Annotated in this window: 24 protein-coding genes and 2 tRNA genes; 3 read left to right on the top strand and 23 right to left on the bottom strand. The window is 68.4% G+C overall.

Annotated features, from left to right (window positions below; all coding sequences use genetic code 11):
* Window positions 1-28: 28 nt before the first annotated feature.
* The 4 genes from ACUWEX_RS07230 to ACUWEX_RS07215 all read right to left on the bottom strand — a co-directional run bounded on the left by ACUWEX_RS07230 (window position 29) and on the right by ACUWEX_RS07215 (window position 3,287).
* Window positions 29-451, bottom strand: a complete 423-nt coding sequence (locus tag ACUWEX_RS07230) for a hypothetical protein (RefSeq protein WP_445997564.1) — start codon at window positions 449-451, stop codon at window positions 29-31.
* 407 nt (window positions 452-858) lie between these two features.
* Window positions 859-933: transfer RNA gene (locus ACUWEX_RS07225), tRNA-Ile, on the bottom strand.
* Window positions 934-975: 42 nt separating this feature from the next.
* A complete protein-coding gene (locus ACUWEX_RS07220) occupies window positions 976-2,256 on the bottom strand; it encodes a glycosyltransferase (RefSeq protein WP_234991002.1) in 1,281 nt (426 codons plus the stop codon).
* A gap of 119 nt (window positions 2,257-2,375) precedes the next feature.
* Entirely contained in the window at window positions 2,376-3,287 is a 912-nt protein-coding gene (locus ACUWEX_RS07215; protein ID WP_445997621.1) for a DMT family transporter, read from the bottom strand.
* 63 nt (window positions 3,288-3,350) lie between these two features.
* Here ACUWEX_RS07215 and def point away from each other — a divergent pair, with 63 nt between their 5' ends.
* The gene (gene def / locus ACUWEX_RS07210) at window positions 3,351-3,917 is read left to right on the top strand and encodes a peptide deformylase (RefSeq protein ID WP_445997563.1); all 567 of its coding nucleotides are present in this window, start codon (window positions 3,351-3,353) and stop codon (window positions 3,915-3,917) included.
* A 122-nt stretch (window positions 3,918-4,039) separates the two neighbouring features.
* On the opposite strand, the gene ACUWEX_RS07205 is transcribed toward def, so the two are convergent.
* The 5 genes from ACUWEX_RS07205 to dusB form a co-directional block, all read right to left on the bottom strand.
* Window positions 4,040-4,112, bottom strand: a tRNA-Asn gene (locus ACUWEX_RS07205).
* 84 nt (window positions 4,113-4,196) lie between these two features.
* A complete protein-coding gene (locus ACUWEX_RS07200; RefSeq protein ID WP_445997562.1) occupies window positions 4,197-5,036 on the bottom strand; it encodes an ABC transporter ATP-binding protein in 840 nt (279 codons plus the stop codon).
* Window positions 5,037-5,071: 35 nt separating this feature from the next.
* On the bottom strand, window positions 5,072-7,207 hold the full coding sequence (gene dnaG / locus ACUWEX_RS07195; RefSeq protein WP_079727464.1) for a DNA primase: 2,136 nt from the start codon (window positions 7,205-7,207) through the stop codon (window positions 5,072-5,074).
* Between the two features lie 117 nt (window positions 7,208-7,324).
* On the bottom strand, window positions 7,325-8,611 hold the full coding sequence (locus tag ACUWEX_RS07190) for a deoxyguanosinetriphosphate triphosphohydrolase (RefSeq protein WP_445997561.1): 1,287 nt from the start codon (window positions 8,609-8,611) through the stop codon (window positions 7,325-7,327).
* Window positions 8,604-9,776, bottom strand: a complete 1,173-nt coding sequence (gene dusB, locus ACUWEX_RS07185) for a tRNA dihydrouridine synthase DusB (RefSeq protein ID WP_445997560.1) — start codon at window positions 9,774-9,776, stop codon at window positions 8,604-8,606. Before dusB ends, ACUWEX_RS07190 begins: the two co-directional genes overlap by 8 nt.
* A gap of 34 nt (window positions 9,777-9,810) precedes the next feature.
* Here dusB and ACUWEX_RS07180 point away from each other — a divergent pair, with 34 nt between their 5' ends.
* Window positions 9,811-10,305, top strand: a complete 495-nt coding sequence (locus tag ACUWEX_RS07180; RefSeq protein ID WP_445997620.1) for an aminoacyl-tRNA deacylase — start codon at window positions 9,811-9,813, stop codon at window positions 10,303-10,305.
* 86 nt (window positions 10,306-10,391) lie between these two features.
* Here the strand turns inward: ACUWEX_RS07180 and ACUWEX_RS07175 are convergent, their stop codons facing one another.
* The 4 genes from ACUWEX_RS07175 to recO form a co-directional block, all read right to left on the bottom strand.
* Window positions 10,392-10,604 carry a hypothetical protein gene (locus ACUWEX_RS07175; RefSeq protein WP_445997559.1) on the bottom strand — a complete coding sequence of 71 codons (213 nt, stop codon included), beginning with the start codon at window positions 10,602-10,604 and terminating at the stop codon, window positions 10,392-10,394.
* On the bottom strand, window positions 10,601-11,353 hold the full coding sequence (locus ACUWEX_RS07170) for a DsbA family oxidoreductase (RefSeq protein WP_445997619.1): 753 nt from the start codon (window positions 11,351-11,353) through the stop codon (window positions 10,601-10,603). The genes ACUWEX_RS07175 and ACUWEX_RS07170 overlap by 4 nt, the downstream gene beginning before the upstream one ends.
* 101 nt (window positions 11,354-11,454) lie before the next feature.
* Window positions 11,455-12,258, bottom strand: coding sequence for an isoprenyl transferase (locus tag ACUWEX_RS07165; RefSeq protein ID WP_445997558.1), 804 nt, complete (start codon window positions 12,256-12,258; stop codon window positions 11,455-11,457).
* A complete protein-coding gene (recO, locus tag ACUWEX_RS07160) occupies window positions 12,255-12,992 on the bottom strand; it encodes a DNA repair protein RecO (protein WP_445997557.1) in 738 nt (245 codons plus the stop codon). Before recO ends, ACUWEX_RS07165 begins: the two co-directional genes overlap by 4 nt.
* 70 nt (window positions 12,993-13,062) lie before the next feature.
* Here recO and ACUWEX_RS07155 point away from each other — a divergent pair, with 70 nt between their 5' ends.
* Window positions 13,063-13,728, top strand: coding sequence for a trimeric intracellular cation channel family protein (locus ACUWEX_RS07155; RefSeq protein ID WP_143785345.1), 666 nt, complete (start codon window positions 13,063-13,065; stop codon window positions 13,726-13,728).
* Between the two features lie 133 nt (window positions 13,729-13,861).
* Here ACUWEX_RS07155 and leuA read toward each other — a convergent pair whose 3' ends face one another.
* The 10 genes from leuA to ACUWEX_RS07105 all read right to left on the bottom strand — a co-directional run bounded on the left by leuA (window position 13,862) and on the right by ACUWEX_RS07105 (window position 26,796).
* Entirely contained in the window at window positions 13,862-15,622 is a 1,761-nt protein-coding gene (gene leuA, locus ACUWEX_RS07150; protein WP_445997556.1) for a 2-isopropylmalate synthase, read from the bottom strand.
* Between the two features lie 120 nt (window positions 15,623-15,742).
* On the bottom strand, window positions 15,743-18,385 hold the full coding sequence (locus tag ACUWEX_RS07145) for a bifunctional lysylphosphatidylglycerol flippase/synthetase MprF (protein ID WP_445997555.1): 2,643 nt from the start codon (window positions 18,383-18,385) through the stop codon (window positions 15,743-15,745).
* Window positions 18,382-19,686 (bottom strand): alpha/beta hydrolase, encoded by a 1,305-nt coding sequence (locus ACUWEX_RS07140; RefSeq protein ID WP_445997554.1) that lies wholly within the window; start codon window positions 19,684-19,686, stop codon window positions 18,382-18,384. The genes ACUWEX_RS07145 and ACUWEX_RS07140 overlap by 4 nt, the downstream gene beginning before the upstream one ends.
* A 102-nt stretch (window positions 19,687-19,788) precedes the next feature.
* Window positions 19,789-20,550: an ABC transporter ATP-binding protein gene (locus ACUWEX_RS07135; RefSeq protein ID WP_079727454.1), complete on the bottom strand. Its 762-nt coding sequence runs from the start codon at window positions 20,548-20,550 to the stop codon at window positions 19,789-19,791.
* An 88-nt stretch (window positions 20,551-20,638) separates the two neighbouring features.
* Window positions 20,639-21,388 carry a response regulator gene (locus ACUWEX_RS07130; protein WP_445997553.1) on the bottom strand — a complete coding sequence of 250 codons (750 nt, stop codon included), beginning with the start codon at window positions 21,386-21,388 and terminating at the stop codon, window positions 20,639-20,641.
* Window positions 21,385-22,689, bottom strand: a complete 1,305-nt coding sequence (locus ACUWEX_RS07125; RefSeq protein ID WP_445997552.1) for a sensor histidine kinase — start codon at window positions 22,687-22,689, stop codon at window positions 21,385-21,387. Before ACUWEX_RS07125 ends, ACUWEX_RS07130 begins: the two co-directional genes overlap by 4 nt.
* 149 nt (window positions 22,690-22,838) lie before the next feature.
* Window positions 22,839-23,780, bottom strand: coding sequence for a GTPase Era (gene era / locus ACUWEX_RS07120; protein ID WP_445997618.1), 942 nt, complete (start codon window positions 23,778-23,780; stop codon window positions 22,839-22,841).
* A gap of 200 nt (window positions 23,781-23,980) precedes the next feature.
* Window positions 23,981-25,276 carry a hemolysin family protein gene (locus tag ACUWEX_RS07115; RefSeq protein ID WP_143785344.1) on the bottom strand — a complete coding sequence of 432 codons (1,296 nt, stop codon included), beginning with the start codon at window positions 25,274-25,276 and terminating at the stop codon, window positions 23,981-23,983.
* Window position 25,277: 1 nt separating this feature from the next.
* A complete protein-coding gene (gene ybeY / locus ACUWEX_RS07110) occupies window positions 25,278-25,739 on the bottom strand; it encodes an rRNA maturation RNase YbeY (protein ID WP_077053325.1) in 462 nt (153 codons plus the stop codon).
* A gap of 46 nt (window positions 25,740-25,785) precedes the next feature.
* A complete protein-coding gene (locus ACUWEX_RS07105) occupies window positions 25,786-26,796 on the bottom strand; it encodes a PhoH family protein (RefSeq protein WP_445997617.1) in 1,011 nt (336 codons plus the stop codon).
* Window positions 26,797-26,819 lie beyond the last annotated feature (23 nt).

Genomic DNA, 26,819 nt, shown 5'->3' with positions numbered 1-26,819 from the left:
AGGAGTCGCAGAAACCGCTCCGGCGACGCTAGGCGAGCCGAGCCACGGCCCCGACCGTGTCGGGGCCGACGGCAAGATCGCTGCCGCGATAGACGGTGTCGACATCGTCCCGCACGATCGCGCGCCAGCGTGACAGGCCGGTAACCGGAACAGCGCCGCCGTGGTTGTGGTCGTCGTAGTCGTGGTCGTGGTCGTGGTCGTCGTGGTCGTGGTCGTCGTCCATGAAGGACACCTCGCGCGGATCGACACGCAGGCCGCGCCCATCGGCCTTGAGAACGGCCTCGACTCTCGTCCACCGCTGCAGCACATCGCGTTCGGCGCCCGCGTCGGTTCCGAGCACGGACGCCACGTGCCGCACGCGTTGAGCCACATCATCCGAGCCCACGCCGCGGCGCGCCGAGAACAACACGTCGACGTCGACGCCGAGTCGCGCATCATCTGAAACGGCCACCACGATTGCCTCTTCCGAGGCCGACAGCGACACGGACGGCGCTGCAGACCGCGACGACTGCAGCGACCCCGACGACCGCAACGATCGCGACGACCGCAGCGACCGCAGCGACCGCCGGGACGTTCGTTCCGTGCCGGCCAGTGTCAGCGGCCCGTGTGGTCCACCGCACGTGGGGCAGCGAGCATCCAGCACCAGGTCTGCGTGAGGCGCCCCCGAGCCGATGACCTTCGCCTCCAGGTCGAGCCCGCTCGCCTCCAGGAATTCGGCAACGACCTCTTGAACCGCCGCCCGCGAGCGTGCGAAACGCCTGCGCTCGTGCTCATTGTCGAGCGCATTCCATCGCTCGCGCTGCGTCGCGCCGAGCAGAACGCGTCCTCCGACAGGCTCGGCGAACACGTCGAATGAAGTAGGGCGGGCGGGACTCGAACCCGCGCATAGTCGTGTTATGAGCACGATGCCTTAACCAGCTTGGCTACCGCCCCAGGCTTGCAGCGCCGCATTCATCCTAGCGACAAGCGTCGCCGCTAGCGCTCGGACGGAGCGGACGCGGCGACCTCGGGCTCGTCGCTGTCATCGGCGGCGTAGGTGGTGGTGACGGCCTCACCGCGGTACAGGCTCTCGAACGTCGACAACGTGCGCTGGATGTCGTGTGCCTCGATCAAACGTAGCGACTCACGCTTCATGGCCACCAGCTGCTCCTCCGGCATCGTGAAGATGTCGGTGAGGCGCGCGGCCAGCTCGTCGGCGTCGCCGGGCTCGAACAGGTAGCCGTTCTCGCCATCGTGCACGAGGTGCGGCAGGGCCATGGCGTTGGCGGCGACCACGGGAAGCCCGGATGCCATCGCCTCCATGGTGACGATCGACTGCAGTTCGGCGATGGAGGGCATGGCGAGCACGGTCGAGCGCGTGTAGGCAGCCCGCAGCTCGTGGTCGTCGACGTAGCCGGTGAAGGTGACGCGGTCGCCGAGCCCGAGCTGCTGCACGAGGTTTTCGAGGTTCTTGCGCTGGTCGCCACCGCCGACGATCTCGAGCGTGGCGTCGAGCGCGGGGTCGAGCTTCGAGACGGCTTTGATCAGGACGTCGATCTGCTTCTCGCCCGTCACGCGGCCGACGAAGACGATGCGGTTGGCGGTGCGGGGCGTGAAGTCCGGCGTGTACATGTGCGCGTCGATACCGCACGAGATGGCGCGCACGCCCGTCAGGCCCGTGTACTTCTCGAGGAAGTCGGCGGCCTTCTGGGTGGGGGTCGTGACCGCTTCGGCGCGGCTCAGGGTCTTCTTGGCCGTTTTCCACGCCCACGAGATGAGGCGGTTCTGCAGGCGCTTCGGGATGAGCGTGAACTCGAGCATGTTCTCGGGCATGAGGTGGTTGGTGGCGACGATGCGGATGCCGCGCTTCTCGGCCTCGTAGGACAGCCCGAAACCGGTGACGAGGTGCGACTGCGAGTGCACGACATCCGGTTTGACCTCGTCGAGGATGCGGGCGCTATGACGCTTGATGTCCCAGGGCAACGCGAAGCGCAGCCAGTCGTGCGGGTACCAGCGCCAGCTGCGCAGGCGGTGGGCCGTCATGAGTTCGCCCTCGTGGCGTTCGGTCCAGGTGCCGTGGCGGCGTGAGGCGGCGGGGGCGACGATGTGCACCTCGTGGCCGCGGGCCACCATTCCGGCGGCGAGACGCTCGGCGAAGCGGGCGGCACCATTGACATCGGGGGCGAAGGTATCGGCTCCGATCAGAATGCGCAGAGGGCGCTTCTGCTCGTGGCCGGTGGCCGGGGCGGACGCGCTCGGATCGACGGGATCAGACAAGGCGGGTGGTTCCTTCGCTCGTGGTCGGCAGGGCTTCGGCCGGGGCCGGAGTGGTGCTTCTCGCGGATGTGCACCGTCAGTCTAACCAACGGCTCGGCGCGCGCCCGGGAGCGCCGCGCTTACTTCGTGATGCCCGGGTGATGCCGGGCCAACTGGAAGACGCCCCAGACGGCGATGGCGCCCGCGATGACGAAACCGATGGCCGCCCAGAGGGGGGCCTGCGAGGCCTCTCCCAGCACGATGATGCCGATTCCGACGGCGACCATCGGGTCGATGACGGTGAGACCCGCGACCACCAGGTCGGGCGGGCCGGACGAGTAGGCGTTCTGCACGAAGTAGGCGCCGAGGGCCGTCGCGACCAGCAGGCCGATCACGCACAGCACCGTGAGCCACTCGAAGTTGCCGTTCTGGATGCGGTTGATGATGACCTTGGCGAGGGTGGCCACGAAGCCGTAGATGATGCCGGCGCAGAGGATGTAGTAGATCGCCTTGAAGCGTTTGCGCAGGGTGCCGAACGACACGCCCGCCGCGATGAGCACCACGAGCAGAATCCACAGGATGGTGATGAGCTCGCTGTCGGTGATGGGCTTCTCGACCGCGAAGCTCGCGGCCAGGGCCACGAAGAGGCCGACGCCCGCCACGCAGGCGATGACCGCCTGCACGGATTTACGGTTGAGACGCACCCTCGAGATGCGGGCGTTGAGGATGGTGGTGATGACGAGCGCCACGGCACCGAGCGGTTGCACCACGATGAGCGGGGCGAAGTTCAGCGCCGTCAGCTGCAGCACGATGGCGAGGCCCAGCATGACGGTGCCGAGCACCCACGAGGGCCGCCTGATGAGCGCGCCGAGCTGAGCGCCCGAGAGACCGGAGTTGGCGTCGTTCGACCGCGCCTCGACCTTGGCCACGCCGCGGTGCTGGTACTGCGCACCGAACGACAGGAACACGGCACCGATGAGCGCGAGCGGGATGCCGATGAGCGCCCGCGGGTCTGGCACCAACGAGGCGGTGAGGTCGGCGATGTCAGCCATGTCGTCGATCAGTGGAATCACGTAACGACTGTACCCGTAGGTCGGCCCGGATAGGCTCAATGAATGACCATCCTCCCCATTCGAATCACCGGAGATCCGGTGTTGCACTCCCCCGCCAGCCCCGTGACCGAATTCGACGACACGCTGCGCACGCTGGTCTCGGACATGTTCGAGACGATGGATGCGGCGCCCGGTGTCGGACTCGCGGCGCCCCAGGTGGGCGTCGGCCTGCGCCTCTTCGTCTACAGCTACGACACCGACGAGGGCGAGCCCTGGCGCGGCGTGGCCATCAATCCCGAGCTGTGGATCACGCCCCTCCCCGCCGGTGCCCCCGAAGACGAACTCGACTCGGAGGGGTGCCTGTCGGTGCCGGGCGAGCGTTTTCCGCTCGTGCGGTCGGAACGCGCCATCCTGCGTGCCGTCGACCTCGACCAGAAGCCGTTCGAGCTCGAGGTAGACGGGTGGCGGGCACGCATTTTGCAGCACGAATTCGATCACCTCGACGGCGTGTTGTATTCCGACCGCCTCGTGGCGCCCTTCTATAAGACCGTGCAGAAGGCCATCAAGAAGGCCGGCTGGGGCGTCGACGGCATCAGCTGGATGCCGGGGGTGGACGACCTCGACGCGTGAGGGATGCCGGCGCGCCGGTCGTGCGCGCCGGCCCTGGCCCTGGATTGCCCGAGCTTCACGACCGGGCCACGGGTTTTCGGGCACAAAAAAGGCCGCGGGGGTGGAGCCCACGCGGCCTTTCGCTCCCCGAGTTGGACTCGAACCAACAACCTATCGGTTAACAGCCGATTGCTCTGCCAATTGAGCTATCGAGGAAGACGATCTGGTGCATTTCTGCATCAGCGCGTAGCAACTCTACCAAAGGATTTGATTCCGCAAAATCGAGGGGCGGAGTAGCGGTTATTCGGGCGTGTCGGCGGCTGCGGCATCCGACTGTTCGATGCTGTTCAGACGAGCCAGGAAGGGGTGCCGACCCTCGGCGAGCAGGTCGTCGACGTCGCCGACGCCCACGATGCGGCCGCGGTCGAGAGCGAGGACACGTGTCGAGACTTTTCGGTGCAGGGTCAGGTCATTCGAGACAACGACGGCCGCGAAGTCGCGCCCGGTGCGGAGTGTCTCGAGCAGGCTCACGATGGCGGGCCGCACAGTGACGTCGATACCGGCCGTGGGCTCGTCGGCGATGAGAAGCTGGGGGCCGAGGATCAGTGACCGCGCAATGGCCACTCGCTGCCGCTGGCCGCCCGAGAGCTCGAAGGGAAACTTCTCGAGCACGGCGAGCGGCAGTTGGACGGCTTCGAGCATGGCGGCCACCCGCGTGCCAAGGGCTTTGCGGTTGTAGCGGCGGTCTCGGGACAGCACGGGTTCGGCGATGATCTCGGCCGCCGTGTAGTCGGGTGTCAGCGTGTCGCTCGCGTCTTGGGCGAGGTAGGCGACCGCGAATTGCACCTGGTTGCGGGCGCGGCGACGGATACCGCGCAGCTGCTCGCCCAGCACGGTGACCCCGCCGCCCGTGATGTCGGGGCTTCCGGCGCCGGCCTGGGCCGAGAGCACGCGCGCGAGCGTGGATTTGCCCGACCCGGATTCGCCGACGATGCCGACGATCTCGCCCATTCCCACGCGGAAGCTCACGCCGTTGACGGCGCTATACGGGAGCGAACCATGGTGTCCCGGGTATTCGGCGGTCAGATCGTCGACGACGATGGCGGACGAAGGCGGGGCGGACCGGTCGGTGCTCGTCATGCGTCCATCCTGCCCCATGGTGGGTGGCCGAAACGTCAGGACGTCTCTTTGAGCGCGCGGCGCTCGGCCTCGAGATCGAGCAGCTGGCGCTGCACGGCGCGGTAGGCCTCGCGGTCGGTCGGGTCGGTGCGCTGCAGTTTTCCGAGCATCTCGTGCGACTGGCGCAGCAGGTCGCGCTCGACGAGAGCGGCCGCGATCTCGCGCACATACGCGCTGAGGTCGCGCTCGGAGCGCTCGGGCACGGGGGCCACGGCGAGTTGCTGGATGAGCGAGGCGAGCGGCACGGGGACGGCGTCGATCACGCGCGGGAACCAGGCCTCGGTGCCGAAGCTGTCGAGCGTCGTGGCGATGGCATCGCGGATGACCGCGAGCGACGGGTTCACGAAACCGGTGTGCACCGCGCGCGCCACGAGTTCGTGACCGGCCAGCTCGGGGAACTGCAGGATCGCCATGAGCGCGTCGCGTTCGAGGCGCGTGGCCTGATCGGGCGGCAGGTCGGCGAGCGACAGCGGGCGTTCCTCGCGCAACGAGGTCACCGCTCCCCCGTCGCGGGCGTCGAGGATGCCGGGGCCACCGTCATCCGGACCGTTCGGCGCCCAGCCGCCCCCGTCGTCGTACTCGTCGTCGGGCTCGGGCGGGTATTCGTCGGGTGCGACGGCGTTCTGCGCCGGTGCCGACTCGGCGCGCGTGGGCGCCGGCGACGCGGGCATGCTCGGGGCGGCCGGCACATAGGCCGCCGTACCGCTCGGCGTCATGCCGAGCGTGATGACGCCGCCCGGGTTGCTCGTTATGGCCCGGCCCGCTGCGGGACGCGATGCCCCACGGGACCCGGCTCCGCTCGAGCCGCTGCCGCCGCGCGAGGAACCCCGCACGGCCGTCTGCACCTCGTCGAGCTCGAGCCCCAACTGCCGGGCGAGAACGCGCTCATAGCCCGGTCGAATCGACGCGTCGCGGATGTCGGCCACGATGGGCGCCGACGCGCGCAGGGCACTCACGCGGCCCTCGACGGTCTCGAGGTCGTACTGCGACAGCACCTGCCGGATCACGAACTCGAACATGGGCTCTTTGGCGTCGACCATGCGTTGCACGGCCGCATCGCCCTGGGCGAGTCGCAGATCGCACGGGTCGAGCCCGTCGGGCGCCACGGCGACATAGGTCTGTGCGGCGAAGCGGCGCTCCTCGGTGAACGCCCGCATGGCGGCCTTCTGCCCGGCCGCATCGGGATCGAAGGTGAAGATGACTTCACCGGTGGCACTGTCGTCTCCGAGCACGCGGCGCAGCACCTTGATGTGGTCGACGCCGAACGACGTGCCACAGGTGGCAACGGCCGTCGTCACGCCCGCGAGGTGGCAGGCCATGACATCCGTATAGCCCTCGACCACGACGACGCGTTTCGAGCGCGAGACGTCGCGCTTGGCGAGATCGAGCCCGTAGAGCACCTGGGCCTTGTGATAAACCGCGGTCTCGGGCGTGTTGAGGTATTTGGGGCCCTTGTCGTCGTCGAGCAGTTTGCGCGCCCCGAACCCGATGGTCTGCCCGGTGACGTCGCGGATGGGCCAGACGAGGCGCCCCCGGAAGCGGTCGTAGACGCCGCGGTCACCCGAGGAGACGAGGCCCGCGGCGCTCAGCTCCTCGGTGGTGAACCCGCGCGATTTCAGGGCATTGGTGAGGGCATCCCAGCTTTTGGGGGCGAAGCCGACGCCGAAACGCGTGGCCGCCGCCTGGTCGAAACCGCGCTCACCGAGGAACCGGCGGCCCACATCGGCCCCGGGCGTCATGAGCTGATCGCGGAAGAATTCTTCGGCCGCGAGGTTGGCGGCCAGCAACCGCGAGCGGGCACCGTGCTCGCTGCGCGCCTGCCCGCCGTCTTCGAACGTGAGCTGGAAGCCGACCCGGCCGGCCAGGCGCTCGACCGCGTCGGTGAAGGTGACGTGGTCCATCTTCTGCAGGAACGAGATGACATCGCCCGATTCGCCGCAGCCGAAGCAGTGGTAGAAACCGACCTGGGGGCGCACATGGAAGCTGGGGCTGCGCTCGTCGTGGAAGGGGCACAGGCCCTTCATCGAGCCGACGCCGGCCGATTTCAGCGAGACGTATTCGCCGACGACATCGGCGATGTTGGTGCGCGCCTTGACCTCGTCGATGTCGCTTTGACGAATGAGTCCGGCCATGTGTTCATCCTACGTGGCACCGCCGACATCCGGGCCCGTGCGGCAGCCGCCCGGAAGACGCTCGTCGACCCGCGTCCGCGACGCGACGGGGCGCTCATCGGTGCGGGCTGGTGAACGCTATTCGGCCAGCGCGCCCGGGCGTTCGTGCCAACTGAGCGCCGACTGGTCGGTGAGGCTCGCGACCTGGTCGACGACGACGCGTTTGCGCGCGGCATCGGAGTCGGCGCGCCGCCAATCGTCGGCGAAACCGACGTCGAGCGAGCGCTCACCCTCGGCGTAGAGCCGGTCGGCGAGCGTGGTCAAGACGTTGCGCTGCTGGCGGTAGATCGGCTGCCGCGCGTCGCTCGACATGACGAACGCCGCGACGACACCCTTCAGCACGGCGATCTCGGCCATGATGGCGTTCGGCACGACCACGTCGGCGTTGAAGCGGATGAGCGCGTCGCTGGAGGCCGCCTCGCGCGTGGCTGCCGTGGCCTGCCCCGCGAACCGGCCGATCATCTGGCTGGTGAAGTTCTTGAGCTTGGCCAGGTCGCGGCGCGACGCATCCCAGCTGCTCACCCACAGATCGGATGCTGCGAGCCGCTCGAACGCCGACGCCAGGTCGTCGAGGCTGAACTCGTCACCCGCCCAGGCCTGCACGGCCTTGATGAGCGAGCCGTGCCCGGCCCGCGCGCTCAGGAAGGCGGGGTCGATGTACTCGTTCACGATGGCGTCTTCGAAATCGTGCACCGAGTAGGCGATGTCGTCGCTCAGATCCATGACCTGGGCCTCGATGCAGCGCTGTCGGGCGACGGGGGCGCCCGAGCGCAACCACTCGAAGGCGGGGGTGTCGTCGTCGAAGAAACCGTACTTGGCGCGGCCGCCCGGGTCGGGCACGCTGGCGGCGGCCGGCCACGGATATTTGCAGCTCGCGTCGAGGCTCGCGCGCGTGAGGTTGAGGCCGTAGCTCTGGCCGTCGGGGCCATAGACCTTGGGTTCGAGGCGTGTGAGCAGACGCAGCGTCTGCGCGTTGCCCTCGAAGCCGCCGATGTCAGCCGCCCACTCGTTGAGGGCGCGTTCGCCGTTGTGGCCGAAGGGCGGGTGGCCGAGGTCGTGCGCGAGGCAGGCCGTGTCGACCACGTCGGGGTCGAGGCCGAGGCTGTTCGCCAGCTCGCGACCCACCTGGGCGACCTCGAGCGAGTGCGTGAGGCGGTTGCGGGCGAAGTCGAGGCCCGCCGTGGGGCTCAGGACCTGCGTCTTGGCGGCCAGTCGACGCAGCGCGCTGGAGTGCAGCAGACGCGCGCGGTCGCGGGCGAAGTCGCTGCGGCGCGACGAGTGGTGCTCGGGCAGCCAGCGTTCTTCGTCGTGCGGGGTGTAGCCGCCGCGCTGTTCGGCGCGCGCGACACCCTGGGGCTCAGCCACCACTGGTGCTCAATTCGGCCTCGTTCAGGTCGCTCTGCTCACGGCTGGCGAGCGTGCGGCTCTCGAGCCAGCCCTCGGGCAGCGCCGGGCGCTTGGGCGTGCCCGCACGGCCGCGCTGACCCTCGGCCGCTTCGCCGGGGTAGGGCAGGTCGCCGTCGAGCGTTCCGAGCAGGTCGTCCATCTGCTGCAGGGACTCGACCGTGGCGAGGCGCGCGCGCAGGTCGCCGCCCACCGGGTAGCCCTTGAAGTACCAGGCGACATGCTTGCGGATGTCGCGGCACCCCCGCTCTTCGCTGTCGAAGAACTCGGCCAGCAACACCGCGTGGCGTCGGAACGTGGCCGCCACCTCGCCGAGGCTCGGCTGGTGCGTGGTGTTCTCGCCGCGGAAGGCCGCGGCCAGGTCGCTGAAGATCCACGGGCGACCGAGGCATCCGCGGCCCACGACCACACCGTCGCAGCCCGTCTCTTCGACCATGCGCACGGCGTCGGCCCCCGACCAGATGTCGCCGTTGCCGAGAACGGGAACGTCGGTAATGGTCTCTTTCAGGGTGCGGATCGCGCTCCAATCGGCGTGACCCGAATAGAACTCGGATGCCGTGCGCGCGTGCAGCGCGATGCTCGCCACGCCGGCCCCCTGGGCGGCTTTCGCGGCCTCGAGGTAGGTCAGGTGGTCGGGGTCGATGCCCTTGCGCATCTTGATCGTGAGCGGCACCGAACCGGCCGCCTTCACGGCGCCCTCGACGATGTCGCGGAACAGGTCTTGCTTCCACGGGAGCGCCGCGCCGCCGCCCTTGCGGGTGACCTTGGGCACAGGGCATCCGAAGTTGAGGTCGATGTGGTCGGCGCGGTCTTCGGCGACCAGGATCGTGACGGCCTCGGAGACGGTCTTCGGGTCGACGCCGTAGAGCTGGATGCTGCGGGGCGTCTCGGACTCGTGGTGCTGGATGAGGCGCATGGTCTCGGGTGTGCGCTCGACGAGCGCGCGCGACGTGATCATCTCGCTGACGTAGAGACCCGCGCCAAATTCGCGGCACAGACGGCGGAAGGCCGTGTTGGTGATGCCAGCCATGGGCGCCAGCACGACCGGCGCCTCGAGCGAGAGGTTGCCGATGGTGAGGGCCGGGGCGGCGCTCTGGGGGTGGCTTATCGTGGATACGGCAGACATAACTTCTCAATTCTCCCAGATCGGGGCGCAGGGCATGGACGACGGGTCGAACTTCGGCGATATCGAGGGAACGGATCGCGTGCGGGCGCACGCCGCGCAGCTGGGGCTGGACGTGGAGATCGTCGAACGGCCCGAGGCGTCGAGCCTCGACGAGGCCGCGTCACTGCTCGGCATCGCACCCGGCGAGCTCGTGAAGACGCTCGTCGTGAAGCGCCACGACGGTTCGTTCCTCTTCGCCCTGGTGCCCGGCGGCCGCAAGATCTCGTGGGCGAAGCTGCGCGCCGTGGTGGGCGTGAACAAGCTGTCGCTGCCCGACAAGGAGCTGGCGCTCGAGGCAACGGGATACGAACGCGGCACCATCACGCCGCTCGGCAGCCGCACGGCGCTTCCCGTATATGCCGACAGCATGATCGGCCCGGGGCGCATCGCGCTCGGCGCCGGCGCACACGGCCACAGCCTCTTCGTCGACTCCGCAGCGTTCCTCGCGGCACTCGGCGCCCAGGTGGGCGACATCACCGATCCCGAATAGCCGACGGTCACGAGCCGGCGCGCGATGCGCAAACCGGTAAGCGGCTAGCGGCGAACGGCGAACGGCGAACGGCGAACGGCGAACGACTAGTTATCCGCCGATCCGCTGGCCGCGCCGGGGATGACACACGAATCACCCTCGCAATAGCCGACATCCGTGGCACCCAGCACCGTCAGGGGCGCCCGGGTCCCCCCGACGACAGTCGGCGTTCCAGGTGTGAGCGATACCCGTGCGGCGGTCACGACGGGCTGATCGACGGTCGATGGCTGCGACGCCGCGCCCGCTGCATCCATGGTCATGCTCCGGCCTTGTCGTCGGTTGCGGCACCCTCGGCACCTTCGGCACCCTCAGCATTCTCCGCCGCGAGTTCGGCGGCTGCAGCCATCCGCACCTGCAGCACCTGCTCGAGCACATCGGCGAACGTGTCGGCCTCCTGCGCCCCGGAGATGCCGTAGGCGCCGTCGAGCACGAAGAAGGGCACGCCCTGGATGCCGTACTGGCCGGCGATGGTCTGGTCTTCGCGCACGCGCGGAGTCATCTCGCCCGAACGCAGCGTGGCCTCGGTCGCGACGGGATCGAGCCCCACCTCGGCGCCGTAGGCCACGAGATCCTCGATGCGTCCGACGTGCCCGCCCTCGACGAAGTAGGCCTTGAAGAGGCGCTCCATGAGTTCGAGCTGCACGCCGTGGTCCTTCGCGATGTGCAGCAGCTCGTGCGCCTTGACCGTGTTGGTGTGGTGCAGCTTGCCGAAGTCGTAGTCGAGCCCGACGGATGCCGCGATCTCGGTCACGCGAGCAAGCATCTCCTGCACCTGCTCGCGCGGCATGCCCTTGTGGCGGGACAGGAAGTCCAGCTCGTCGCCCTCGAAGTCGACCGGCGTGTCGGGCGCCAGCTCGAAGGAGTGGTACTCGATGGCCACGGCGCGATCGTCACCGGCGGCCAGGTACTTTTGCATGCCGGCCTCGAACTTGCGCTTGCCGATGTAGCACCAGGGGCACGCGATGTCGGACCAGATGTCCACCGAGATCGTGCCGACGGCTTGCGCCACCGAGTGGACGGCGTCGGTCGTGGTGGTCTCGGGCTGCGATGTCGTTTCAGTCACGACAGGTGTCAACGGCCGGGGGCTCGCTCGCATTCCCGAGAACTGCGTCACGCCTGTGGGGTGTCGACCGCTCCCCCGAAGCGACGGTCGCGCCCGATGTAGAGGCCGATCGCCTCCCAGAGGTCGGTGCGGCTGAAGTCGGGCCACAGCCGGTCGAGGAAAACCATCTCGGCGTATGCGCTCTGCCACAGCAGGAAGTTGCTCGTGCGCTGCTCGCCCGACGACCGTACGAACAGGTCGACATCGGGCATCTCGGGCGTATAGAGCGCCTTTTGGATGGTCTTCTCGCTGATGCCCGAGGGTTTCAGCCGCCCGGCTTGCACGTCGGCGGCGATCTTGGCCACGGCATCCGCGATCTCGGTGCGGCCGCCGTAGTTGACGCACATGGTGAGCGTGAGCACATCGTTGCCCGCCGTGAGCTGCTCGGCGTATTGCAGCTCATTGATGACGGATGCCCAGAGCTTCGGTTTGCGGCCCGCCCAACGCACGCGCACGCCCCACTCGTTGAGCTGGTCTCGGCGCCGGTGCAGCACGTCGCGGTTGAAGCCCATGAGGAAGCGCACCTCGTCGGGCGACCGCCGCCAGTTCTCGGTGGAGAAGGCGTAGACCGACAGGTGCTTCACGCCGGCCTGGATGGCGCCCGCGACGACGTCGAGCAGCGCGGCCTCGCCGGCCTTGTGCCCCTCGACGCGCGAGAGGCCGCGCTTGTTGGCCCAGCGCCCGTTGCCGTCCATGACGATGGCCACGTGCTCGGGCACGCCCTTCTTCGGCAACTCGGGCGGGTAGACGCCGGTCCAGTCGAGTGCGCGGTATTCGACGGCGTCTCTATGTGTGTAGGGCTTCGGGCTCAACGCTGGCCCTCCTCTCGGGATACGTGCGAGAGCGACTTGAGGCCGCGCTCGAGGTGCCACTGCGTGTAGGCGGCCACGACGCCGCTCGCGCGGGAGGTGGCGGACGGGGAACTGGCCTCGACGACATCCCAGCTGCCCGTCAGGAGGGCCGCGAGGTGGTCGATGGTTTCGGCGTCGAGACGCGGGGCTCCGGGCGGGGCACAGTTGTCGCACACGACACCGCCCAGCTGCACGACCGCGTGGGTGTGGGGACCCTCGGCCTGGCAGCGCGCGCAGTCATAGAAGCTCGGGGCCCACCCGGCCAGCGACAGCGCGCGCAGAAGATAGGAGTCGAGGGTCTGGTTGGGCACGTGTTCGCGGCGCGACAACGAGCGCAGCGCGCCGACGAGCAGCAGGTATTGCTGCAGCGACGCCTCGGATTCGGTCAGCCGGTCGGCGGTCTCGACCATGGCGTTGGCCGATGTGTAGGCGTCGTAATCGCCCACGATCTGGGCGCCATAGGAGCCGAGCGATTCGGCCTGCGTGACGATGTCGAGGCTGCGCCCCTCATAGAACTGGATGTCGGCCACCATGAACGGCTCGAGCCGGGCCCCGAACTTGGATGCCGTGCGCCTGACGCCCTTGGCCACCGCCCGCACCTTGCCGTGCTGGCGCGTGAGCAGCGTGAGGATGCGGTCGGCTTCGCCCAGTTTGTGGGTGCGAAGCACCACGGCTTCGTCACGGTACAGGGGCATGTCCTCATTATCTCTCCTCCCCCTGACAGTGGCCGGTTACGCGCGCCGCCTCGGGCCGTGGTAGATGTAGGTGGTGACCCCCCTCTTCGTGATTCCGCTCTGGGCCGACCTGCTCGCCGTGGGCGTCGGTGCCGTGCAGGGGGCCATGTTCGCGTCGCGTTTTCGCGAGAGCCGGCTCGACATCCTGGGCGTGGCCATCATGGGCATCGTCACGGGTCTCGGCGGCGGTATCGTGCGCGACCTGCTGCTCAATCAGGTGCCCGCGGCCCTGCGCAGCGATTGGTACCTGCTGACCGCCGTCGGCGCGGCCCTGCTCGGCATGCTCTTGCTCGCGATCTTCACGCGCCTGAACCGCCTCATCATCGGCCTGGATGCTCTCACCATCGGTCTCTTCGGCGCGATCGGCACGACCAAGGCGCTGGCCGTCGGCATCCCGCCCGTTCCCGCCGTCTTCGTCGGCATGTTGTCGGCCGTGGGCGGGTCGGTGCTGCGCGACGTGATGCTCAACATCCCGATCGCCCTGATGCACGTGGGGTCGCTCTATGCCGTCGCGGCGCTGGCGGGATGCGCGGCCCTCGGTGTGCTTTTCGTCCTCGACGTGCCCATCGAGGTCGGCGCCATCGTGTGCGTGATCGTGACGACCCTGCTGCGCATTCTCGCGGTGCGCTTCGGCTGGAGCCTGCCCGAGCAACGGGCGCTCAGCAGTTGGCCACGCTGGCGGCGCGGGCGCGGCTGACCCCCCTCGCCCTGGCCGTCCTGCCGAGCGCGCGGCCGACCCCGTGGCGGAGTTCGGCTATCCATGAGCCGCTCGCGGCACACGAAAGCGGGGCCGGCCCTCTCGGACCGACCCCGCCTCTCGTTCGTCTGGACTAGGCGCTCTGCAGCTCGGGCTCGCGCACCTCGGCGCGGATGGCGCGGTTGGCGGCCGAGACCACGGCCTTGAGCGATGCCGTCGAGATGTCGCCGTCGATGCCGATGCCCCACAGGCGCGTGCCGTTCACGTCGAGCTCGACGTAGGCCGCGGCCTTGGCGTCGCCCGAGGCGCTCATGGTGTGCTCGACATAGTCGTAGAGCGAGATCTCGATGCCGCGGCCGCGCATGATCTCGATGAACGCGGCGATCGGGCCGTTGCCGGATGCCTGAGCGCGCGACACCTCGTCGCCGTCACGCAGATCGACCACGAGTTCGACCTCGCCCTGGAAATCGCTCGCCGTGCGCGTGGAGGTGAGCTCGAAGCGACCCCACTTGGCGTCGTCGTCGGCCGCGGGTAGGTACTCGTCCTGGAAGATGTTCCAGATCGCGTCGCTCGTGACCTCGCCGCCCTCGGCGTCGGTCTTGCGCTGCACGACGCCCGAGAATTCGATCTGCAGCTTGCGCGGCAGGTCGAGCGCGTGGTCGGTCTTCAGCAGGTAGGCGACGCCGCCCTTGCCCGATTGCGAGTTGACGCGGATGACCGCCTCATAGCTGCGGCCCAGGTCTTTCGGGTCGACCGGCAGATAGGGCACGGCCCACTCCAGCTCGTCGATCGTTTTACCCGTGCGTTCGGCCTCGGCGGCCATGGCCTCGAAGCCCTTCTTGATCGCATCCTGGTGCGAACCCGAGAAGGCCGTGAAGACGAGGTCTCCGGCCCAGGGGCTGCGCTCGGGGACGGGCAGCTGGTTGCAGTACTCGGCCGTGCGCTTGACGCCGTCGACGTCGCTGAAGTCGATCTGCGGGTCGATGCCCTGCGTGAACAGGTTGATGCCGAGCGCCACCAGGTCGACGTTGCCCGTGCGCTCACCGTTGCCGAAGAGGCATCCCTCGATGCGGTCGGCGCCGGCCAGGTAGCCCAGCTCGGCGGCGGCGATGGCCGTGCCGCGGTCGTTGTGCGGGTGCAGGGAGATGATGACGTTCTCGCGGTTGTCGAGGTGGCGACCCATCCACTCGATCGAGTCGGCGTAGACGTTGGGCGAGGCCATCTCGACCGTGGACGGCAGGTTGATGATGACCTTGCGCTCGGGCGTGGGCTCGAACACCGCCAGCACCTGGTTGCAGATGTCCGCGGCGAACTCGAGCTCGGTGCCCGTGTAGCTCTCGGGCGAGTACTCGTAGAAGACGGCCGTCTCGGGGATGGTCTTCTCCATCTCGCGACACTTGCGCGCACCGTGCAGGGCAATGTCGATGACACCCTGCTTGTCGGTGCGGAAGACGACCTCGCGCTGCAGGATGCTGGTCGAGTTGTAGAGGTGCACGATGGCCTGCTTGGCGCCCTTGATCGACTCGTACGTGCGCTCGATCAGGTGGTCGCGCGCCTGCGTCAACACCTGGATGGTGACATCTTCGGGGATGGCGTCCTCTTCGATCAGGCTGCGCACGAAGTCGAAGTCGGTCTGGCTCGCGCTCGGAAAGCCGACCTCGATCTCTTTGTAGCCCATGCCGACTAACAGGTCGAACATGATGCGCTTGCGCTCGGGGCTCATCGGGTCGATGAGCGCCTGGTTTCCGTCGCGCAGGTCGACGGCGCACCAGCGGGGCGCCTCGGTGATGCGCTTCGACGGCCACGTGCGATCGGGCAGGTCCACCCGGATCTGCTCGTGGAACGGGCGGTATTTGTGCACCGGCATGGCCGACGGCTTCTGAGTGTTCTTCATGGTCTTACAGCTCCTCGCGAATCGAATTCAGCCGATGACGAACTCCGCGACGAGGGAGGCCTGGAATTAGGACTCGTCGCGGCAGCTAAGGAGGAGCGCACCGAACAACACCCGCTCAGGCTACACCACCGCGCGCGGCTCGCGCATGTCTCGGACGAAGCGCGCGGCATCCGCGACCGAGAGGCCCGGGATATACGAGCGCACGAGGGCGACGCCGATGGCCGGCAGGTTCACGGCGTCGGGGTAGACCAGCCACAGTGGCACGAACGTGGGCTGGAACTTGCGCTTGAAGTTGAGGAGCGAGCGGAAACCGTAGACGGGCTCGAGCGAGGTGCCGATGTAGTCGAGCAGGCGCGCAATGGTGGATGCCTCGGCATCCGTGTGCCCGCCACCCCCCGATTTGGCGAGCGGCGCGCCCGACAGGCTCATGAACTGGATGCCCTCGGCCTGCATGGTGGTCGCCGACTTCGCGATCAGGAACTCCATGGTGCCGTTCATGCCATCGGCACGGCGGCGCATGAAGTCGAGCGTGTAGCCGATGACGCCGTCGGGGCCGTAGGACGGCAACCAGCTCGTGGCCGCCTCGATCTGGCCCTCGCCATCCACCGCGAGCATGATGCGCACGGCGGGGTCGGCCAGCTCGTCGAACCCGCCGAGCGTGAACTCCATCTCGGGCAGCTCCTTGTCGGCCACCCAGGCCTCGGACATGGCCTGCACCTGAGACCGCTTCGACAACGACATCTCGGGCCACGAGGTCCACTCGGCGACGATGCCCGCCCGCTCCGCGCGGTTGATCGACGTGCGGATGTCCTGCCACTTCTTGCCCGTGGTCGACCACTGCTGCGGCAGCACGATGGCCTCTTCGGCGATCTCGAGGCGATGCCATCCGAGATCGTCGAACGCCGACACCGAACGGTCGTCGATGCCGTAGAACGCGGGGGTCCAGCCGTTGTCCCCGCAGAAACGGATGAAGCGGCGCACGACGGCCGGGTCGTCGCAATCGGGGCCGAAGGGGCCGCCCGTGGTGACGGCGACCGCACCGCGCACACGGTAGGCGACGGCTGCCCGGGACTCGGCGTCGAACCAGAAGCTGTTGCCCGGCCACGTCGACATGAACGCCAGCGTGTCGCCGCCGCCCTGTTCGAGCAGGGCCCGCGCACGCAGGCGATCGTCCGAGCCGGGAACGGCGGAGGGAGAGAGCACGAGCCGGGCCACGGCCGCCACGAGCACGACGCCGAAGATGACCGACGGGCCGTACCAGAACAGGTCGGCCCACGGTGTGGTGGGGATGAAGCCGAGGCTGTCGGACACGACGAACGACGGCGGGGCGAGGCGGAGCGGTAATTCTCTGAGGATGTCGACAGCAGAGATCGCGGGCCGGAACTGCTCGCGCAGCATCCAGGTGCCGACGAAGGAGACGGCGGCCGCGGTGAGCGCCCCCGCCGCGATCGTCACGACGAATCGTTGCAGAACCGAGCGCGTCGACCGCACCGCGACGTGGCGTCGCATCACGATGAGGAAGACCGCCACCGCCAGTGGCAGCAGGGCACACACGATGAACGACACCAGGGCGCGACGGTCGACGGCCGTGTCGAGCTCGTTCATGGTCGGGAAGAGCTGCGGAAGCGAAGCGGGTGTGAGCCCGAAGTAGATCGAGATGGCGGTGCTGAGCAGCACGTTCGCGATCACGGCCAGCCACAACGCCACGCGGCGACCGAGGAAGACTCCCCAGGCGATGAACAACAGGGCAACCATCGGGAAGACCGAGATGAGCGCAACCGCCGAATGCGCGTCGAGCAGCGAATCCGCCGTCGATGAGCAGGGCGCGCTCGTCGAACCGAGTGCGCACAACACACCGTCGGCGCTCGACACGGGATCGAAGGACAGGGCACCGTAGAGCGACAGCAAACCGTCGCCCGTGCCGATCTGTCCCGCGAGGATCGGGCCGACGCCGCCGAGCGCGACGATGGATGCGAGCAGCACACGCGTCTCGTGATGCGAGCTGCGCACGAGCCGGAACCGGGAACGGCTGCCGCCGACGAGGAACCCGACGCCGAGACCGATGGGAACGGCGAGGAGCGCGAACAGGTCGCCCGCTCCCCCGGCATAGAGGAACAGGGTGACGGCGAACAGGGTGGCGAAGAGTCGGATGCGCCGACGCCACAGCGCGCCCGTGAACGCGCTCGCCGCCATCGCGGCGCACACGACGCCCGTCGCGGGGGAAAGCGTGTCGACCGAGGCGGCGCTCAACGGGACGTACTCGAGCACGGTGCGCTCGGCGTAGCTGATGGCGAAGCCGACGAGCGCGGCCGTGGCGCTTCCGCCGAGATAGGCGACGAGGACCCGCCAGGTGCCCATCAAACGTTCCGACTCGCCCACGACGACGAGCAGCAGGGGCACGACGGCGATCAGCGACGGCCAGCCGTCGGCCGCGAGGAACGCCGTGAAGATCCCCCACCAATGGTGTTCGACGAAGACGTCGTCCTGGCCCGTGGCGAGGATGTCCCATCCCCAGCCGTACGTCGACGAGGCGAAACCGGTCACGCTGAGCGCGGCAATCACGAGGGTGAGCGCGATGGTGGCCGGTCGTCGGCGGGCCCAGCGGCCGATAGCACTCGCGGTGCGGTCGAAGCGCGAGGCCGACTTCTTCTCGGCGGGCGCGGCCGGACGCGTCGCGGCGGGGTCGACCGAAGCGCCCGGAGCGCCCGGAGCGACTCGAGGTGACTCGGGAGACGAGGCCGATCGTGCGGTGTCGTCGCTCATTCTGTGTCCAATCCCAGTCGCTCAGCCAGCAGGGGGATGCCCTTGCCGAAGATGTACGTGACCGTGTTCCAGTCGTGTGCCGTGCCGGGCGACACGATCTCCGTCGTCGAGACGCCCGCGGCCTTCATAGCCGCCTCGACCGTCTGCGTCTCGGGTCCCAGCCGGGTGTCGAGCGATCCGTAGCCGACGATCGCCGCGACATCCTGATAGGGGGCGTTCCGGGCCAGGATGGCGGCCGGCTTCGCCGCGTCGTATGCCGCCTGTGAGCCGCCGAAACCATCCCGCACCGTGTTGTCGCCGATCGTCGGAGCCTGTTCGCCCGCGATATCGAACCACGTGCGATAGAGATCCGGATGCGCGGGGCCGAACTGTGTGGTGCACGTGGCGCCCTGCGAGAACCCGCCGATGCCCCAGTACCGGTGGTCGGTCGTGACCGGCAGGTTGGCCTGGATCCAGGCCGTCACGTCGTGGGTGATGTAGGTGGCCGAATTGCCGAGCGGCGAGTCGACGCACATCGGGTTCTTCTCCGGCGCACCCAGCTGGTCGGGCACGACGACGATGGGCGCGAGACCCTTGTGCGCCGCCGCGTAGGCGTCGAGCGTGTGGGCGAGGCCGCCCTTGACGAAGAGGTCGTCGGGTGCCCCCGGCTGGCCCGAGAGCATCACCATGACCGGTAACTTCGGGGGGTGTGCGGTGCGTGCGGCCGGGGGAAGGTAGACGACGGCGTTGCGGGCATCGAAATGCGACACGGTCGCGGGGATTTTGATCTCGCCCACCGAGCCGGTCGCGGGCATCTCGCCGGGAGGCGTCCAGGCGGCCGCGAAACCCGGGGTGGCGACATCCGCCGCATCGACCGGGGCCGGCCGAGGAAGGGAGAGGGCCGGCACCTCACGCGGCGTGAAGATGTCGCCGACGGTGCGGTACTCACCGAAGTCGGCGTTGATGAACAGGGCCGAGGTCACGGCTATCGACAGGATGGCCGCTGCTGCCACCAGCTTGCGCCAGAGCCTCGTATGACGAAAGCTCATGGCCGCGAAAGCACCCCCGGCCAGCAGGAGTGCGACCCACAGGCGGAACGTGGCCGTGAAGGTGTAGTCGAAGACATCCCACACATCGCCGACCAGCCAGACGATGAGGATGCCTGAGCCCGCCGCCACGACGGTCGACACGAGTGTGGGCACGATCCACCGACGCACGTGTCCGCGCACGGCCAGCACCACGAACAGGACGACCGTGACGCCGAGTGCCACGAAGAGCACCTTCGCGTGATCGATGCGAACCGCCTGTAACCACTCGATCATGGTCGTCCTTTCCGAAACCAGATCGAGTATGGCAGCACGCGGGCGCACCAGACTGGAGGCGGAATGGGAGCCGGATGGGAAGATGCCGGGGTGCTTGTGAGCTCACTCCGCGCGTTCCATCGCGAGCATGTAGCTCGAGATCTGCTCGGCGCTCGCGCCCGCCATCTCGTCGACGATCCGGCCGTCGGCGAGGAAGACGATGCGGTCGGCATAGCTCGCCGCGACCGGGTCGTGTGTGACCATGGCGATCGACTGCCCGTATTCGGCGCACGCGCGGGACAGGAGTTCGAGCACCTCGCGGCTCGTGCGGGTGTCGAGTGCCCCGGTGGGTTCGTCGGCGAAGATCAAGTCGGGGCGTGAGGCCAGCGCGCGGGCGATGGCGACGCGCTGTTGCTGGCCACCGCTCATCTCGTGCGGGCGATGCGTGAGGCGGCCCGTCAGGCCGAGCGAATCGGTCAGCGCGTCGATCCAGGCACGCTCGTCGGACGTGGGGGTGTGCTTGTCGAGGTCGAAGGGCAGCATGATGTTGGCACGGGCATCCAGGGTGGGCACCAGGTTGAACGATTGGAAGACGAAGCCGATGCGGCGGCGGCGCAGCACCGTGAGTTCGGAATCGCCGAGGCGCCCGATCTCGGTATCGCCGAGCCAGACGTCACCCGAGGTGGGCTGGTCGAGGCCGGCCATGATGTGCATGAGTGTCGACTTGCCGCTTCCCGACGGGCCCATGATGGCGGTGAACTGGCCCCGCCGCACACCGATCGAGACGTCGTCGAGCGCGAGCACCGCGCCGTCCCCCTGGCCGTATCGTTTCGAAACGTTGGTCACGCGGGCGGCGAGGCCCATGTCGAGAGTGCTGAAGGTCATGCTTCAACGCTAGGGAGAGCGGACGTTCGCCGCGTCGTCCGGGCGGTCCATCGGCTGTCCGCCCTCAGGACCATTCCCGCGCGCCGCTCTAGGCGATGAGGCCGTGCTCGTAGGCGAAGATGACGAGCTGCACACGGTCGCGCAGGCCGAGCTTGGCGAGCACGCGGGAGATGTGCGTTTTCACGGTCGATTCGCTGAGGAACTCGGTCGAGGCGATCTCGGCATTCGACAGGCCGCGGGCGGCGAGCAGGAAGATGTCGCGTTCACGGGCGGTGAGCTGGCCGAACTCCGCCGGCGGCTGTGGTTTCGGGGCGTCGCCCATGAGGTGCTTCATGAGCGCCTGGGTCTCGCCCGGCGCGATGACCGCGTTGCCCGCGTGCACCGTGCGGATGGCGGCGAGGAGGAACGGCGGCTGCGTGTCTTTCAGCAGGAAACCGCTCGCGCCCGAGCGCAGGGCGTGGGCTGCGCCCTCGTCGAGGTCGAAGGTCGTGAGCACGACGATCTTGGGCGCCTTCGAGCCGCTGCGGGCAGCGTCTTCGAGGGCTCGTACCGTGGCTTCGATGCCATCCATGACCGGCATACGCACGTCCATGAGAACCACGTCGGGGCGGGTCTCCGCGATGAGCGCCAAACCGGCTCGACCGTCGCCCGCCTCGCCGGCGAAGGCGAGGTCCGGCTGCGACTCGATGAGCATGCGGATGCCCGCACGGAACAGTGCCTGGTCGTCGACGAGGGCGACGCTGATGCGGCCGTCTCCGCGATCGGCGGCAGCGTCTCGAGCAGGGTCGTGGCGGTCGGGCGTATCGCCGAAGGGCGAGGCGGGTGGGGTGAGACTCATCGGGTTCCGTTCGGAGGGGTGTGGGCGGCGGCCGGGATGAACGCCGTGACTTGGTAGACGCCGGGGGCGACCTCACGGGCGTCGAGGCGCCCGCCCGCGAGTGTGGCGCGTTCGCGCATGCCGGGCACGCCGTGGCCCACCGAGGGCATCGAGCGCGGCGCGGTGGGCGACGTGGGCGGCGCGATGTGACCCGTGACCGTTGCCACGCTGCCGGTGCGGATGTCGTCGCGACCGGTGGGCGCTGACGGCACGGTCACAGCGTTTTGGATGTTGAGTAGGACGCCGTTCGACCGCCAATCGAAGCGGACCGAGACCGGGGTGCCGGGAGCTCCGTGGCGGAGCGCGTTGGTGAGCCCCTCCTGCGCGATGCGGTAGACGGCAATCTGGTGCCCGGTGACGACGCCGACGGGCGTTCCCACCGACTCGAGGCGCACGTCGAGGCCGGCGCTGCGCATCTGTTCGACGAGGTGCGGGATGTCGGCGATCATCGGTTGCGGCCCGTCGGTCTGCCGGTGCCGCAACTCGGCGAGGAGCACGCGCACGTCGCCGAGGGCCTCGCGGGCGGTGCTCGAGATCGTCTCGAGGGAGCGGTCGACGACGGTCGGGTCGGTCGCGCGGGCGTATCGTGCGCCATCCGCTTGGGCGATGACGACGGCGAGCGAGTGGGCGACGACGTCGTGCATGTCGCGCGCGATGCGGTTACGCTCCTGTTCGACGATGACCTCTTGCTGCGTCTGCACGTTGAGTTGCTGGGCGACGTAGCGCTCGTAGCCGGCGGCGCGCGCTTCGCGGCCCGTGCGCGCGAGGAGGCCGAGCACCCACGACAGGGTGAGCACGAAGATGCCGGCGGCCGAGCCGACCGCGGTGGTGAAGGTGTACTGGGCCTGCTGGTCGGGGTCGAAGAGCACGCTGACGAGACCGCCGGCGCCTGGCGTGGTCGTTGTGCCGATGATCAGCAGCGAGGTGTACGCGGCCGCGATGATGCCGCCGCCGAGAGCCGAGACGAGCCCCATCCATCGCACGCGGGGGCTGCCGAGTGACGCGGTCGAGTAGAGCACCACCAGAATGGCGATATTGCTGACTTGCGGGCTGACCATGCCGATCATCTGCACGGCGGCCGTGAGCCAGGCCAGGGCGAGGGCGAGGCCCGGGGATGCCCGGTGCAACGCCAGTGACACGGCCATGCCGAGCAGCACGACGTAGGCCAGCACGGGCTGGCCGATCAGGGCCGTGAACCCGAGCCCGAGAAGGAGGCAGAACAGCGCGATGATGCCGTCGACCCACTTCTGGGTGGTGGTCATGGGGCGAAACATGCCTCCCACGTTACGGGGTGCCGACGCCGGGCGGGGTGCCGGCGACCGAACATGGTCCTCGCGATGGATGGATGACATGCCCTGGTGCCGTGGCGCCGCGGTGCCCGGTGCCCGGTTCGCCCCGTGCCTCGCCTGGCCTAGAAGCCGAGTCGGCCGAGCAGTTTCGGGTCGCGCTGCCACTCCTTCGCCACCTTCACGCGCAGCGAGAGGAACACGCGCGTGCCCACGAGAGGCTCGATCTGGGCGCGGGCGCGCTCGCCCACATCGCGCAGTCGTGAGCCGCGGTCGCCGATGATGATGCCCTTCTGGCTGTCGCGCTCGACGAAGATGTTGGCGTAGATGTCGGTGAGGTCGGTGCCTTCGCGCGGAACGATGTCGTCGATCGTCACGGCGAGCGAGTGGGGCAGCTCGTCGCGCACACCCTCGAGTGCGGCTTCGCGGATGAACTCGGCGACCCGGTCTTCGGTCGACTCGTCGGTGACGGCTTCCTCGGGGTAGAGCGCCTCGGATACGGGCATGAGCGAGACGAGCTCTGCGGCGAGCACGTCGAGCTGAGTGCCTTCAACCGATGAGATGGGGATGATGCTGTCCCACTCGCGCAGCTCTTGCACCGCCAGCAGCTGGGCCGCCACGTTCTTCTTCGAGGACGCGTCGACCTTCGTGATGATGGCGACCTTCCTGGCCCGCGGGAATCCGTCGAGCTGCTCGTTGATGAAGCGGTCGCCGGGTCCGAGCTTCTCGGTGGCGGGGATGCAGAAGCCGATGACGTCCACGTCGCCCAGGGTCGACTGCACGAGGTCGTTGAGGCGCTGCCCGAGCAACGTGCGCGGGCGGTGGATGCCGGGGGTGTCGACCACGATCAGCTGGCCGTCTTCGCGGTGCACGATGCCTCGGATGGCGCGGCGCGTGGTCTGGGGCTTCGACGACGTGATGGCGACCTTCTGCCCGACGAGCGCGTTCGTGAGCGTCGACTTGCCGACGTTCGGTCGGCCGACGAACGACACGAAGCCGGCGCGGTAGTCGCCCTCGACCTCGTCGCGCTGTGGCTCGCTGGTGACGCCGCCGCGCGGCCTGCGAATTTTCCTGCCGTGGGGCTCGTCGGATGCCGCCTCGGGCTCCGTGCCGACTGCCTCGTCGGCGTCGGCCTCGACGTCGGCGGCGGCGTCGGCGTTTGCGGCGTGACCGGACGACGTGCTGGATGCCACGTCGTCGCGAACGACGTCGGTGGTGTTTTCGGCGGTATTTTCTGCTGCGCTGTCTGCGGTGCCGTTATCCACGGTCACTCCTTTGATTGGTCGAACGACGCTTGCACGTCGGCGAGGGCGTCGGTGCGTTCGACAATGACGGTTTTGAGGCGACCGCGTCGCCCCTCGGTGCGGTCTGCGGTGATGACGAGTCCCCCGACGGTGGCTTGCGAGCCCTGCACCGGGAGTCGGTCGAGTGTCTTGGTGAGCAACCCGCCGATGGAGTCGACGTCGTCGTCGTCGAGTTCGATGTCGAAGAGTTCGCCGACCTCGTCGGCGGCGAGACGAGCGTCGACCCGGTAGCGGCCGTCGCCGAGGTCGGTGACCTCGTCGGTGTTGGCATCGTATTCGTCGGAGATGTCACCCACGAGTTCTTCGATGAGGTCTTCGAGCGTGACGAGCCCTGCGACTCCGCCGTATTCGTCGATGACCATCGCGAGGTGGTTCGATTCGGCCTGCATCTGCTGCAGCATCGCGTCGGCCTTCTTGGACTCGGGGACGAAGAGCGGCGGGCGGGCGAGTTCGCTCGCGACGCGCTCCCCCGATGTCGGTCCGCCCTCGTGCAGGGCCCGGGCCAGGTCACGCAGGTAGAGGATTCCGGTGACGTCGTCAATCTCGTCGGCTCGAACGGGGGCCCGTGAGACACCCGTGCGCAGCAGAACGCCCATGGCTTGGTCGACGGTGAGATCGTCTTCGATCGTGATCATGTCGGTGCGCGGCACCATGACTTCGCGCACGACGGTCGAGTTGAACTCGAAGATCGAGTGGATGAGTTCGCGGTCGTCTTCTTCGAGCACGTCCTGTTCGGCCGCCTCGTCGACCATGCTGAGCAGCTGCTGCTCGCTGGAGAACGACCGGTTGCGCGACACACCCGGCGTGACGCGGTTGCCGAAGGCGACGAGGGCGTTGGGCAGCGGGCCGAGCACGACGCGCACGAAACGCACCACCGGGGCTGCGACGGTGAGGATGGCACCCGCGTGCGTGCGGCCGAAACCACGGGGGCTGGCGCCGACGAGGATGAACGACACGACCGTCATGACGAGGGCCGACACGACGAGCGCGATCCACAGCTCGTCGATGGTGAACGAGAACACCAGGGTGACGAGCACGGCGGCCGTCGTCTCGGCCGTGATGCGCACGAAGTTGACGGCGTTGAGGTGGGGGCCGGGGTCGTCGGCGATGGCGGTGAGCGACCTCTTCGCGCGCGAATGCAACGCCAGGTCGGCGATGTCGGCGCGCGATTGCACCGTGATGGCGGCGTCGACGGCGGCCATGAGGCCGGCGAACGCGACCAGGAGGAAAGCCGCCGTGATGAAGAGGGCTACGGGCATCTCAGCCGCGCCGCTCTTGCATGGCGAATCCGATGAGGATGTCGCGCTGGATGCCGAACATCTCGCGCTCTTCGTCGGGCTCGGCGTGATCGAAGCCCAACAAGTGCAGAATGCCGTGCGTGGTCAGCAGCACGAGCTCTTGCGTGGTGGAGTGACCCGCGTCGTCGGCCTGGGACTCCGCGACCTGCGGGCACAGAACGATGTCGCCGAGAAGACCGGCGGGCGTCGGGTTGTCTTCGGTGCCGGGGCGGAGCTCGTCCATGGGGAAGCTGAGCACATCGGTGGGGCCGGGCTCGTCCATCCACTGCACGTGCAGTTGTTCCATAGCCCCCGTGTCGACGAGGACGATGTTGAGATCGGCCTCGGCGTTGACGTGCATGGCCTGGAAGGCGTAGGTGGCGAGCCGGAGCAGCGCAGCCTCGTCGACGGGCATCTGTGACTCGTTATTGATCTCGATGCTCACGGACGGGGCCTTTCAGGAGTAAGGGGGTGTGATGGGCGGACGCCTCTCAAGAGGCGCTGCCGCGGCGGGGCTGCCGATCACGAGGTGCTCCCCGACGCTCGGCCCGGTTGGCGAACTCGGCCGCCTGCTCGCGCTCGAAACGCTGCGCCTGCTTCGTCTGATCATATTCGCTGTAGGCATCGACGATGCGGCCGACGAGCGTGTGCCGCACGACGTCGTCGCTCGTGAGCTCGGCGAAGTGGATGTCGTCGATCTCGCGCAGCACGCGCGTGACGAGTCGCAGGCCCGACGAACCGGTGGGCAGGTCGACCTGCGTGACGTCACCCGTGATGACCATCTTCGACCCGAAGCCGAGACGCGTCAGGAACATCTTCATCTGCTCGGGCGTGGTGTTCTGGGCTTCGTCGAGCACGATGAACGAATCATTGAGCGTGCGACCGCGCATGTAGGCCAGGGGCGCGACCTCGATCGTGCCGGCGGCCAGGAGCTTGGGAACGAGTTCGGGGTCCATCATCTCGTTGACCGCGTCGTAGAGCGGTCGGAGGTAGGGATCGATCTTGTCGGTCAGCGTGCCGGGCAGGAAGCCGAGGCGCTCACCGGCCTCGACCGCGGGGCGCGTGAGGATGATGCGCGTCACTTCTTTGCGCTGCAACGCCTGTACGGCCTTGGCCATGGCGAGGTAGGTCTTACCCGTTCCGGCCGGGCCGATGCCGAATGTGATGGTGTTCTCGTCGATGGCCTCGACATAGTCGCGCTGGCCGGATGTCTTCGGACGGATCGTCTTGCCGCGTGACGACAGGATGGCCTGGCTCATCACGCCCGAGGGGCTCTGGCCCTCGTCGAGCATCTTCGCGGACGTTCGCACACCCTCGGGATCGAGGTCGAGGCCGTTCTTCACGAGGGCGATGAGCTCGTCGACGAGCGCGGCCGCCTGATTCACCTCGGCGCGTTCACCGCTCAGCGTGACTTCGTTGCCACGGACGTGCACGGTGACACCGGGGAACTGCTTCTCGATCGTGGAGAGCAGGCGATCCTGTGGGCCGAGCAGGCGCACCATCGCGACGCCGTCGATCGTGAGAT

The sequence above is a fragment of the Okibacterium fritillariae genome (assembly GCF_052783725.1).
The sequence above is the reverse complement of the archived record's forward strand: the minus strand, read 5'-3'. Positions and strand labels throughout refer to the sequence as shown.